At 71.6% G+C, this 12,593-nt stretch carries 8 protein-coding genes and 1 pseudogene; 4 read left to right on the top strand and 5 right to left on the bottom strand.

The window, feature by feature from the left end; translation table 11 throughout:
• Positions 1–45 precede the first annotated feature (45 nt).
• The 3 genes from CLT75_RS01770 to CLT75_RS01760 form a co-directional block, all read right to left on the bottom strand.
• Positions 46–3,276: an Ig-like domain-containing protein gene (locus CLT75_RS01770; RefSeq protein ID WP_135239167.1), complete on the bottom strand. Its 3,231-nt coding sequence runs from the start codon at positions 3,274–3,276 to the stop codon at positions 46–48.
• A gap of 224 nt (positions 3,277–3,500) precedes the next feature.
• Positions 3,501–3,839 (bottom strand): cryptochrome/photolyase family protein, encoded by a 339-nt coding sequence (locus CLT75_RS01765; protein WP_486485030.1) that lies wholly within the window; start codon positions 3,837–3,839, stop codon positions 3,501–3,503.
• A 20-nt stretch (positions 3,840–3,859) separates the two neighbouring features.
• Positions 3,860–4,429 carry a winged helix-turn-helix domain-containing protein gene (locus tag CLT75_RS01760; RefSeq protein ID WP_135239166.1) on the bottom strand — a complete coding sequence of 190 codons (570 nt, stop codon included), beginning with the start codon at positions 4,427–4,429 and terminating at the stop codon, positions 3,860–3,862.
• Positions 4,430–4,688: 259 nt separating this feature from the next.
• On the opposite strand from CLT75_RS01760, the gene CLT75_RS01755 reads away from it, so the two are divergent.
• Positions 4,689–9,086 (top strand): S8 family serine peptidase, encoded by a 4,398-nt coding sequence (locus CLT75_RS01755; RefSeq protein WP_135239165.1) that lies wholly within the window; start codon positions 4,689–4,691, stop codon positions 9,084–9,086.
• 166 nt (positions 9,087–9,252) lie between these two features.
• Here CLT75_RS01755 and CLT75_RS01750 read toward each other — a convergent pair whose 3' ends face one another.
• Positions 9,253–9,744 (bottom strand): winged helix-turn-helix domain-containing protein, encoded by a 492-nt coding sequence (locus tag CLT75_RS01750; RefSeq protein WP_135239164.1) that lies wholly within the window; start codon positions 9,742–9,744, stop codon positions 9,253–9,255.
• A 290-nt stretch (positions 9,745–10,034) separates the two neighbouring features.
• On the opposite strand from CLT75_RS01750, the pseudogene CLT75_RS32975 reads away from it, so the two are divergent.
• A pseudogene (locus CLT75_RS32975) lies at positions 10,035–10,268 on the top strand (hypothetical protein); the annotation flags it as partial.
• Positions 10,269–10,298: 30 nt separating this feature from the next.
• Here the strand turns inward: CLT75_RS32975 and CLT75_RS01740 are convergent.
• Entirely contained in the window at positions 10,299–11,333 is a 1,035-nt protein-coding gene (locus CLT75_RS01740) for a sigma-70 family RNA polymerase sigma factor (protein WP_135239163.1), read from the bottom strand.
• A 96-nt stretch (positions 11,334–11,429) separates the two neighbouring features.
• Here CLT75_RS01740 and CLT75_RS01735 point away from each other — a divergent pair, with 96 nt between their 5' ends.
• A complete protein-coding gene (locus CLT75_RS01735; protein ID WP_135239162.1) occupies positions 11,430–12,257 on the top strand; it encodes an alpha/beta fold hydrolase in 828 nt (275 codons plus the stop codon).
• A 68-nt stretch (positions 12,258–12,325) separates the two neighbouring features.
• The gene (locus CLT75_RS01730; RefSeq protein ID WP_013474689.1) at positions 12,326–12,553 is read left to right on the top strand and encodes a hypothetical protein; all 228 of its coding nucleotides are present in this window, start codon (positions 12,326–12,328) and stop codon (positions 12,551–12,553) included.
• Positions 12,554–12,593: the final 40 nt, after the last annotated feature.

Here is a 12,593-nt window from a genome sequence, read left to right as displayed (position 1 = left end):
CGGCGCCGGGAGACCCGGCGCGGACCGGCCCGCGAGGCCGTCCGGTCAGTCGGTGACGGTCACCGTGACGGTACGGGGCGGCTGCTGGTACTGCCCCCTGTTGTCCATGCCGCGAATCGTCACCGTGTACGTGCCGGCCGGGATCACCGGCGACGTGTACGCGAAGTTCGACCCCGGCGAGCCCGGGCTGGTGAGGAACGTGGCGATCCACGGCCAGCTGGTCGGCGCGCCCGCCCGGCCGAACGTGCCGGCCGAGTTCATGCCCTGCCCGGCGCTGTTGCCGATCTGCACCTCGACCTTCTGCATCCCGCCGTCGTCCACGGCCCGGCCGGTGATCACAATCCGGCCACCGGTGTACGCCTGACCCTCGACCGGCGTGATGCTCGGCTCCAGCGTCGGGTCGGTGTCACCCGGGTAGACCAGGTAACGGGCGGTCGCGCCGCTGGTCGAGTTGTCCTGCTGACCGGCGGTGTCCACGGCCCACGCCTCGACGCTGTACGTGCCGCGCGTGGGCAGGTCGATCGAGAGCGTGAACGCGGTGCTGGTCGCGCCGGGCGCGGCGAGCGTCGCGTCGACTGTGGCGAACGCGGCGGCCATCGTGCCGTTGGGCTGCACGTACCGGCCGGTGTCCAGGTCGCGCAGCGCGATCCGGACCGCCCGCACGCCCTTGTCGTCGGTGGCGGTGCCGGTCAGGTCCAGGTGCAGCTGGTCGATGTCCTGGTTGGTGCCGGTGAAGCCGAGCAGCCCGTTCGGGAAGGCGTCGCCTGGTACCTGGGCGGTGACGGTGAGCCGGCCCATGTTGGTGCTGGACGTGGTCAGGCCGAGCTTGTCGGTCGCCCGTACCCGGAAGTCGTAGACGCCCGGGGTGAGCGGCACCGTGGTGAACGACCAGTCGAACGTCGCGGCGTCGAGGTTGGTCGGGGAGATCCGGTGGTAGCCGGCGACCGAGTCGGCGCCCCACGTGCCGTCGCTGGCGAGCGCCTCGCGGGTGGTGTTGTTGCGCAGGTAGATCTCGACCGACTTCAGGGAATCGTCGTCGCGCGCCGTACCGGCGAAGGTGACGGTGCCGCCGGGCGCGACGGTGAACGGCACGGCGTTGCCCGGCGGGGTCATCGCCACCGGCGAGGTGATCGCCACCGTCGGCGGTACGCCGTTGGCCGAGACGGTCCAGTCGCGGGTGTCGCCGCGCAGGTCGCTCTGCCCGGTCGTGTCGACGGCGGTGGCGGTCATCTTCCACTGTCCCTCGGTGGGCAGCGTGACCTCGTACTGCCAGGTGGTGGACGTCGCGCCGATCACGTCCGGCTCGCCGCGGAAGGTGTTGTAGACGGCGGCGACGGTCCCGTCGTCCTGCAGGTACCGGTTGTCGGGGGTGCGGAACGAGTAGATCAGCGAGTTGACGCCCTTGTCGTCGGTGGCGGTGCCGGAGGCCACGAACGTCTGCGTGGCGACCAGGCCGGCCGACGGCGAGCTGATCCGGGTCGTCGGCGGCAGGTCGTCGAAGCGGAACGCCTCGATCTTCTTGACCGCCTTGGTGGTGTCGCCGGCCCCGTTGCGGTCGAACGTCTTGGCCTGCAACTGGTAGACCCCGGCGGGCAGCGTCACCGGCAGGCTCCACGTGGTGGAGGTGGCGTTCGGCGCGGCGACGGTCGTGTTGATCGCCTTGAACGCGCCCCAGGTGGTCAGGTCGGCCTGGAGGTACTTGCCGCTGTTGCGGTCCTGGATCTCCAGCTGGACCCGGGCCACGCCGGCCGGGGCGAGCGCCTGGCCGCTGATCGTGAACGACTCACCCGCCGGCTTCACCGCGCCCTCGATCGGCGTGGTGACGGTGGTGTCCAGCGCCGCCGGCTTGGGCTCCTTGGAGAGGTCGAAGAAGGCCACCCGGCCGGTGGTCTTGCCGCCCTTGACGTTGCCGTCACCGCCGACGAGCAGGCCGCGCGAGGTGGCGAGCATCGCCTTCTCGCCCTCGTACGAGTTGGAGCCGGGGTTCCACTCCAGCGCGGTGCCGGTGAGCGGGTCGAGCGCGCCGAGGTGGTCGCGACGGACCACCTGGTCGCCCAGGCCGTAGCCGCTGAGCCCCTGTCCGGTGCCGTAGCCGACGTTGTCCAGGCCGGGCCACGGCACGTTCGAGGTGGGCGACTCCTGCCAGCTGAAGTGGCCGCCGACGTAGACGGCGGTGTCGGTGATCGCGACCGAGTAGATGCTGTCGAAGTGCCGGGAGATCCAGAGCGGCTCGACGTTGTCGTTTCCGGTCAGCGAGTACGCGATGGCGGTGTCGTTGATCGGCGGACGGTCGCCGCCGGAGCCGCTGGTGACCACGAAGTACGAGTCGTCCGGCGCGATGTCACCGGCGAAGACGCGCTGGATGCCGCCGACGAAGGAGAGGTTGTCCTCCCACAGCCGGGTACGCCAGGGCAGCAGCGCCTTGCTCGCCGTACCGATGAGTGCCACGCCGTAGCGGTCCTGGCCGGCGATCTGGCGGCCGGTGTGCACGACCAGCAGCTTGCTGCGGTCGTGGGTGAGCTTGAGCTGCTGCACGGTGAGCATGCCGCCGACGCCGATGCCGCCGGTGAGCGGCAGGTTGAAGCCGGTGTCGACGGCGCCCGTGGTGGGGTTGAGCGCGGCCAGGCCGCTGCGGCTGACCCCGTTGACGGTGGCGAACTGGCCGCCGACGTAGACCGCGTTGCCGCTGACCGCGAGCGCGGTGGCCCGCGCGTTGGCGGTGGCGGTGAACGCGGCGACCGGCGCGCCGGTGGTCGGGTTCAGCCGGGCGATCTTGCGCTTGGTGACGCCGTTGATCGTGTTGAACGCGCCGGCGATGTAGAGCGACGAGCCGTCCGGCGACGCCTCCACCGCGGCGACCGCGCCGTCGATGACCGGCTTGAACCCGGTGTCCACCTTGCCGGTGTCCAGGTTGTACGACGCCAGGGACCTCTGCGCGATCGCGGACCCGCCGACGTTCGCGATCGAGGTGAACGTGCCGGCGATGAAGACGCGGTTGCCGATCACCTCGATGTCGGTGATCTCGCCGTTGGTGATCCGCGGCGTGTCGGTGCGGGGCGTGGTCGGCATCAGCCGGGTGTCCCCGGGGGTGACCAGCGCACGGGTCGCGGTGGTACGCGCGGCGCCCAGCGCGGCGCTGCTTCCCGTCGCCTGTGCGCCGGTCTGGCCGGCCACGCCGGCGTCCCGCACGGTGACGGTGGCGGCGAGCGCCGGCACTCCCGCCACCACGACCGCGCCGGCGGCGACGACCGCCACTGCGCGAAGCCAAACTCGCATCGAGACAACTCTCCCTGTCCGCCGGGACGGCCCTCTCGGGTGATTCCCGAGTCCCCTCCGTCCGCGTGCCGGACGCCACCGTAGGAGGCAAAGACTTCTCGCGATACGTGCCGCACCGGTAATCGACCGGTCGCCATCAATTCCGGCCACACCGGCAGGGCGCCTCCACCGATCGGGTCACCGGCTGTCACCGTCCGGCCGTGCGGGTCGTCGGGTCCGCGACGTCACCGTTGCGGCGGGCGCGGCGGCAGCACTGTCAGCCCGTCCACGGTACGAGCGAACGCCAGCGCCGAGCGGGACGCCGGGTGCACCAGTTCGACCGGCTCGCCCAGCCCGGTGAGCGCCTCGCGGAACGTGTCGGCCCGTACCAGCCGTGCCCGGTCGCCGAGTCCGGCGGCGCGGTGCCGCAGCGCGGACAGGATCAGGTGTGCCTTCTGCCTGTGCATCGGCCGGGCGGCGAACAGCGACCGCGCCTCCACCAGCAGGACCCGCTGCGTGTCGTCGTCGAGGAAGTGCGGTCCGACCAGATCCGCCAGGAGCCAGCGCCAGGGTGCCAATGCCATCCCTTCACCGTGGACGTGCGTCAGTCGCCCCGTACCCGGGGGTGGCGGTGGTCGGTCAGCCGCAGGCCGACGCCGCGTACCGCCGCGATGGTGACGCCGGTGCCCAGCTCGTCGAGCTTACGGCGCAGCCGCTTCACCAGGGACTGCACGTCGGCCCGGCCGTGCGTCGGCGCGTCGCGCCAGACCGCGTGGTGCAGCTCCGCGTAGCTCCACACCCGTACCGGCTCGACGGTCAGGCAGGTCAGCAGGTCACGCTCCAGCCGGGTCAGGGCGGTCTCTCGGTTACCCCACCGGGCGGTCGACCGGGCCACGTCGATGACCAGCGCGCCGTCCGGCGCGGGCTTGTCCCGGGGTACGGGCGCAGCCGGCGCGACGGCCGGGGCGGGGGCGTGTGCCGAGGCCGGCGCATCCGTGATCAACTCGCGCAGCTCGTCCAGATCGGCGACCATCAGAAGGGGTGCGACGCCGTCCAGCAACTCGGTCAGCCGCAGCCGTTCGGCCGGGGACGACGTCACCCCGATGACGAGCGAGAAGGGGCGCTCCGACGGGTCGGTGCCGGAGTTCGCCGCGTTCGTGCCGTCAGTCGTCACCGCGCCCCACCGTGACAAAAACTGTCAACAGGCCGCTCGATCCGGGGGCCTGTTGGTGACATGTTGCTCACGTACGGTTATTGATCGTTCCTTGCTGTCGATCATAGTGTCCACTCAGGCGTCCGGCGCAGACCCGCACGGCGCCTAGGGGGCCTGGGGGGTTCTTTTCACACCGGTGTCGTAGTCGGGAGAGCACGTCTCCTGGCCCTTCTGCCATGGCTCGATCATCAGCGGGTCATCGGAACAGGAGGCAGCACCGATGCTGAGACGTCCACACAGATGGGGCCCGGCCCGGCGGCTGGTGAGCGCGGGCGCGGCCCTGGTGCTCGCCGCCACCGCGCTGGCCGCGACCGGTACGGCGGCGCAGGCCGAGACCGGCGCGGGCGCGTCGGCCGGCGACAAGATCCGTCCCGAACTCACCCGCCAGCTCCAGGGCAAGAGCGAGGGTGACTTCTGGATCCACTTCGGCGCCAAGGCGGACCTGAGCAAGGCCGCCGCGATCAAGGACTGGAACGAGCGCGGTGCCGCCGTCGCGGCGGCGCTGAAGAAGACCGCTGCCGACAGCCAGTCGAAGATCCGCGCCGAGCTGGACCGCTCGGGTACGAAGTACCAGACCTTCTGGGCGACGAACGCCATCAAGGTCACCGACGGCTCGCTGACCATGGCACAGAACTTCGCCGCCCACTCCGAGGTGGACGGCCTGTACGCACCGGTGGAGTACAAGCTGCCGGAGACCACCAAGGGCACCGACGAGAAGTCGGCGAACGCTCTGGAGTGGGGCATCGCCAACATCAACGCCGACGACGTCTGGTCCCAGTACGGCGTCAAGGGCGCCGGGATCACCGTGGCGAGCATCGACAGCGGCGTCCAGTTCAACCACCCGGCGCTGGTGAACGCCTACCGCGGCAACAACGGTGACGGCACCTTCGACCACGACTACAACTGGTTCGACGCCGCGGGCGAGTGCGCCACCGCGCCGTGCGACACCGACGGCCACGGCACGCACACCATGGGCACCATGGCCGGCGCCGACGGGGCCAACCAGATCGGTGTCGCCCCCGAGGTCAAGTGGATCGCCGCGAACGGGTGCTGCCCGTCCGACGCCGCGCTGATCTCCTCCGGGCAGTGGATGCTGGAGCCCACCGACCTCAACGGGCAGAACCCGGACGCCAGCAAACGGCCGAACATCATCAACAACTCGTGGGGCACCACGGCGCCCTCGAACGAGCCGTTCATGGAGGACGTCACCGACGCGTGGACCGCCTCCGGCATCTTCGGCGTCTGGTCCAACGGCAACAACGGCCCGTCCTGCCAGACCAGCGGCTCACCGGGCAGCCTGGCGAGCAACTACTCGGCCGGCGCGTACGACATCAACAACAACATCGCCAGCTTCTCGTCCCGGGGCACCGGGCAGAACGGCGAGATCAAGCCGAACATCTCGGCGCCTGGTGTGAACGTGCGCTCCAGCGTGCCGACCAACTCGTACGCCAGCATCAGCGGCACCTCGATGGCGGCGCCGCACCTGGCCGGCGCGATCGCGCTGCTCTGGTCGGCGGCGCCCACCCTGGTCGGCGACGTCACGGCGACCCGCGCGCTGCTCAACGACACGGCGATCGACAAGGGCGACGCCCAGTGCGGCGGCACCACCGACGACAACAACGTCTACGGTGAGGGCCGCCTGGACGCGCTCGCGCTGCTCGCCGCCGCCCCGATCGGCGACAACGGCACGCTGGCCGGCAAGGTCACCGACGCCGCCACCGGTGCCGGGATCGCCGGCGCGACCGTCACGCTGTCCGGCGCGGCGGACCGCACGCTGACCACCGGCGCGGACGGGACGTACTCCTCGCTCCTGCCGGCCGGCGACTACCAGGTGGTCGTCTCGGCGTTCGGGTACGCGACCCGCACGCTGTCGGCGACGATCACCGCGAACACGACGACCACGCTCGACGTGGCGCTCACCGCGGTACCCAGCGTCACGGTCAGCGGGCAGGTCACCGACGGGTCCGGGCACAGCTGGCCGCTGTACGCGAAGGTGAGCGTCGAGGGCACGCCGATCTCCGACTACACCACGCCGACAACCGGCCGCTACAGCCTGTCGCTGCCGTCCGGGGCGACGTACCGGCTCAAGGTCGAGCCGCAGTACGCCGGCTACCTGACCACCACCAAGGACGTCACGGTCGGCACGGGCAACGTGACCGCCAACATCGCGGTGCAGGCGAACCCGGAGGCGTGCACCACCGCACCCGGCTACACCGTCAGCTCCGACGGCGAGTACGAGACGTTCGACGGCACCGGCGTCCCGGACGGCTGGAGCGTCGTGGACAACGCCGGCACCGGCCAGGTCTGGGAGTTCACCGACGCCGGTGAGCGCGGCAACCTGACCGGCGGCAGCGGCAACTTCGCCATCATCGACAGCGACAACTACGGCAGCGGCGGACGGCAGGACACGTCGCTGGTCAGCCCGGTGGTCGACCTGACCGGCGTGACCACGCCGGTGATCCGGTTCAACCAGGACTACAACTGGCTCAACAGCGACCGCGCGGACGTCGACCTGAGCCTGGACGGCGGCACCACGTGGAGCAACGTGCTCCGGCAGGCCGCCGACGTGCGCGGCCCGCGGGTGACCGAGGTGCCGATCCCGCAGGCGGCCGGCCAGTCGCAGGTGCGGGTGCGCTTCCACTACTACGAGGCGAGCTGGGAATGGTGGTGGCAGGTCGACAACGTCCTCATCGGCAGCAAGCTCGTCTGCAAGCCGGTCACGGGCGGCCTGGTGCTCGGCCACGTCCGCGACAAGAACGACAACAGCTACGTCAACGGTGCCACGGTGACCAGCAAGGACCGCCCGGCGGAGAAGGCCACCACGGTGGCCACGCCGGACGACACCGAGCTGCCCGACGGCTTCTACTGGATGTTCTCGTCGCTGACCGGGACGCACCCGTTCACCGCCAGCGCCGGCAACTACGTGAGCCAGACCAAGCAGGTGGCGGTCGAGGAGGACTGGGCCACCGCGGCCAACTTCCAGCTCGCCGCCGGCCGGCTGTCGGTGAAGCCGACCTCGATCACCGGCACGGTCCGGATGCCCAGCGGGAAGGTCAGCAAGACGTTCACCGTCACGAACACCGGCGGGGCCCCGGTCACCGCCGAGTTCAGTGAGCGCGACGGCGGGTTCGTACTGCAACGGGCCGACGGCTCCCAACTGTCCGAGCAGGCCCTGCTCGGCTCCACCGGCGCGCCGGCGCAGCGGCTGACCGCCGCCACGTCGTTCGCGGCCCGCTCGTCGGGCAAGTCGTCGAACGCGATCGCCGCCGCCGCACCGCAGGCGGACCCCTGGACCACCATCCCGGGCTACCCGGCGAACGTGATGGACAACCGGGTCGTCAACGTCGACGGCACCGTCTACTCCATCGCCGGTGGCGACGGCACCGCGTCGAGCGCCAAGAATTACCGGTACGACCCGATCACCCAGGCGTGGACCGGCATCGCCGACCTGCCCGGCGCGCGTAACGCCATGACGGTCGGCGTGCTCGACGGCAAGATCATCGCCACCGGTGGCTGGGGTGCCGCCGGACCGGACGCCGCCACCTTCTCGTACGACCCGGCGGCGAACACCTGGACCCGCAAGGCCGACAACCCGGCGCCGCGCGCGGCGGCCGGCCAGGCGGTAGCGGGCGGCAAGCTGTACGCGATCGGCGGCTGCACCACCGCGAGCTGCACGCCGATGGCCAACTCGGTGGTCCGGTACGACCCGGGCGCCGACGCCTGGGAGACGCTGCCGGCGTACCCGAAGTCGGTGGCGTTCCTGTCCTGCGGCGGGATCGACGGCACCGTCTACTGCACCGGCGGCAACGACGGAACCACGTCGCAGAAGGTCGGTTACGCCTTCGACCCGGGCGCCAACGCGTGGACCGCCATCCCGGACGCGCCGGCCGACAGCTGGGCCTCCTCGTACGCGGTCGCCAACGGCAAGCTGCTGGTCGTCGGCGGGTCGCAGGGCGGCGCCATCACCAACGCCGGCTTCGCGTTCGACCCGGCGACCAACTCGTGGGCCAACCTGCCCAACGCCAACGCCCCCCGCTACCGGGGTGGCGCGGCCTGCGGGTTCTACAAGATCGGTGGTTCGTCGGGCGGCTTCACGGCCACCAAGGACAGCGAGGTCCTGCCCGGCTTCGGCGAGTGCGCCGAGGGTGCCGCCGACGTGAGCTGGCTGACCGTCGACAAGTCGAAGGTCACGCTGGCGCCGGGTGAGAAGGTCACGGTCACGGTCGGCATGACCGCGAACGTCGACCAGCCCGGCACGTACTCCGCGTCCGTGGTGATCAAGGAGAACACCCCGTACACGGTGGAGCCGGTGGCGGTGACGATGATCGCGCAGCCGCCGACCACCTGGGGCAAGCTGTCCGGCACGGTCTCCGGCAAGAGCTGCCAGGGTGCCACCGCGCCGCTGGCGGGCGTGACCGTGCAGGTCGACTCCTGGGCGAACTCGTACACCTTCACCACCGACGCCCAGGGCCGGTACGCCTACTGGATGGACCGGCGCAACAACCCGCTGACGCTGATCGTCGCGAAGGACGGCTGGAAGCCCCAGACGCGCCAGACGAAGATCAACAGCAGCACGCCCACGGTAGAGGACTTCACCCTCTCCCCCACCCGCTGCTGACCCCAGCACCGACGAGGACGGCCCGCCCGGCACACACCGGGCGGGCCGCCCCTTTCCCCGGCGATCTTGCACTTGCGGCCCCGGCAAGGCACACAAAAGCCCCACCCGAGGGGCCGCAACCGCAAGATCAACGGCGAGAGCGGGCGGGGGCGAGGGTGGGGCGGGGTCAGGGGGTGAGGCGGAAGCCTACGCCTCTCACGGCGTGGATCGTGGCGGGGGCGTCGAGGCGGCCCAGCTTGCGGCGGAGGCGGCGGACCACCGAGTGCATGTCGGAGCGCCGTCCGAGGTGGTCGTTGCCCCAGACGGCGCGGTGCAGCCGGGCGTACGTCCACACCTGACCGGGCGTACCGGTCAGGCAGACGATCAGGTCGTGCTCCAGGGGCGTCAGCCCGATCTCCCGCTCCCGCCAGCGCAGCACCCGCCGGTCGGAGTCGACAGCCAGATCCCGCCGGGGTGGCTCGGCCGGCGCCTCGTCAGCCGCGGGCGGTTGCGGCGCCGGGGCCAGCGCGGGCCGGCGGACCAGGTCGAGGAAACGGCGGGCCTGATGGGCGCTGGACACGATCAGGAAGGACTCGGTGCCGCCGAGCAGTTGGGCGAGCTGCCGGCGCTCGGCCGACGAGGACGCGATGCCGATGACCAAGGACGGGAGCCCTGTCATCCGTTCCCACCTTTCCGGCAGGCTGAACCGCAACGCCGGGCGCTCACCCGGGCCCGTTCCGGCGTCGGCGGGTCGAACCGGTCGCCGGGCACGACGTTGCGGAGGCACCTGGCTTGCGGAGTTCGACCCGAGGGGTGCGGGAGCTGCGGTTTCGTGAGGCTTCAGGGTGAACTACCGGGATCATATAGCCGAGCACCGATGATTGGTATAGCAGTTAACGTCGATGTAACTGCGTGCAACAAGGTGTTCGAGGCAACTTGCGCCGGGCCGCGTTCGGCACGCGCGTACCGATGAGAGACGGGGCGTACGGCGGTCCAATGCGTGTGATCACCCACCTGCTCTGCCTGCCCGACGGGACGCCGACCCGCGCGGACATCGCGGCCCGCTGCGCCGACCTGGCCGAGGCGCTGCGCGGCCGCGACCGGGGCGTGGTGGTGTGCGACGTGTCCGCGGTGAGCACGCCCGACCTGGTCACAGTCGAGGTGCTGGCACGGATCCGCCTGACCGCGCGGCGGTTCGGCTGGCGGCTGGAGGTACGCGGGGCCTGCGACGACCTACGCGAGCTCGCCGGCCTGCTCGGGCTGGCCGGCACCCTCCTCGAGCCGGTCCGGCAGCCCGAACAGCGGGAACAGGCGCTCGACGTCGAGGAAGTTGTTGAGCGACGTGATCCGGCCGCCGGAGACACCGATCACGATCAGCGCCCAGGGCACGTGGCCTGAGCCGTCGGGGTCGCGCCGGTAGTGCCCGAAGGCCGGCATCCCGTTGGCGGCGGTCGGCACCAGGCGGGAGCCGCGGCAGCCGCTACCCGTGCCGGCCATCCACGCCGCGATGTGCTCGGGGCCGCGCAGCCACAGCGGCAGCGGCGGCATCGACAGCGTCGCGTCCTCGTGCAGCAGCGCGGTGAGCGCCGTCAGGTCGTACGCCTCGAAGGCCCGCACGTAGCGGGCGAGCAGCGCCTGCTGCTCGCTGTCGAGCGGCCGGCGCACGTCGGCCTCGGTGTCGGCCGAGGCGAGCGTGGCACGCGCCCGTTGCAGCGCGCTGTTGACGCTCGCCACCGACGTGTCGAGCAGGTCGGCGACCTCCTGGGCCGACCACGCCAGCACCTCGCGCAGGATCAGCACGGCCCGCTGCTTCGGCGGCAGGTGCTGCAACGCCGCGACGAACGCCAGCCGGACCGACTCCCGGCCGGCCACCAGCTCGGCCGGGTCGGCGACCTCCGGCAGCACCCGGTCGTCGGGCGCCGGGCCGAGCCAGATCTGCTCCGGGCGGGGCTCGCCGGGGTGGGTGGCGGTGCCGACGCCGGCCGGACCGAGGTCCATCGGCCGGACCCGGCGCTGCGCGCTGGTGGACATGGACAGGCAGACGTTCGTCGCGATCCGGTAGAGCCAGGTCCGCAGCGCGGACCGCCCCTCGAACTTGTCGAAATTACGCCAGGCACGGACGAATGTGTCCTGTACCGCGTCCTCGGCCTCGAAGGCCGAACCCAGCATCCGGTAGCAGTAGCCGGTCAGCTCCGACCGGTACTCCTCGAGTTGCGCCTCGACGGGGACGCTCGCCACCTCGCTCACCCCGCCGAAACTAGCCCACATGCTGCGTCAATGCGAGCACGTTGGGGCCCGCACCGATGAGTCGGTGCCGCCCGGCCGGTCTGACAGCCGTCAGGTCACCACGTCCGAGGAGCACCGATGACCACAGCGCAGCGCGACGAGACACAGGCCCCGGGGCGGTACGCCGACGTCAACGGCGTCCACCTCTACTACGAGACGCACGGCGAGGGCCGGCCGATGATCCTGCTGCACGGCGGCCTCACCTCGGGTGAGATGTTCGCACCGATCCTGCCCACGCTGGCCGCCACGCACCAGGTGATCGTGGTGGACCTCCAGGGGCACGGCCGCACCGCCGACGTGGACCGGCCGCTCGACATGGCGCTGATGGCCGACGACGTGGCCGCGCTGATCGACCACCTCGGGCTGGACCGCCCGGACGTGGTCGGCTTCTCCCTCGGCGGCGGCGTCGCCCTGCACACCGGCTTCCGGCACCCGGACAGGATCGGCCGGCTGGTCGCCGCGTCCGCGCACATCCGCCGCGACGCGGTCTACCCGGAACTGCTGGCGCAGCAGGGCCAGGTCAACGGCGCGGCAGCCGAGTACATGAAGGACACCCCGATGTACGAGCTGTACCAGCGGGTCGCGCCGCGTCCGGAGGACTTCCCCCGGCTGCTCGACAAGATCGGCGAGGCGATGCGGAAGGACTTCGACTTCACCGAGCAGGTCCGTGCCCTACGGGTGCCGACGCTCGTGGTGGCCGCCGACGCCGACATGGCCCCGCCGAGCCACTTCGTCGAGGTGTTCGGGCTGCTCGACGGCGGCCGGCGCGACGGCGGCTGGACGGGCGAGGGCCGCCCGGCGGGCGGGCACGCGCTGGCGATCCTGCCCGGCCTGACCCACTACGACATCGACCAGTCGCCGCTGTTCGCCGCGGTCACCCTGGACTTCCTCGACCAGGGCCGCTGACCCCCAAGCGTGTGCCGCGTCCCGTACCGGGGTACCGCTTGCACAGGAGCACCGGTGAGGAGGACGAGATGACCGACCCCAGGTACGCACCGATCGGGCTGGCCGCCGCCGGGCGGCTGGTCCCCGACGACGGACAGACCGACGGCGGTGAGGTCGTCGGCGCCGACGACGCGGCTGCCGACGCCGCCCGGGCCGGCGCCGACGTGGACCTGTCCCGGGCCGACCGGGACAGCGACGGCACCCCGGTGGGCGCCGCCGACGCCGAGGCCGACCGCCGGCGCGCGGCAGGCGAGTGACGATCTCCGCCCCGCCACCCGTACGACGGTGGCGGGGCGG

Source organism: Micromonospora sp. CNZ285 (assembly GCF_004637285.1).
This window is presented reverse-complemented; position numbering and strand designations above follow the sequence as displayed.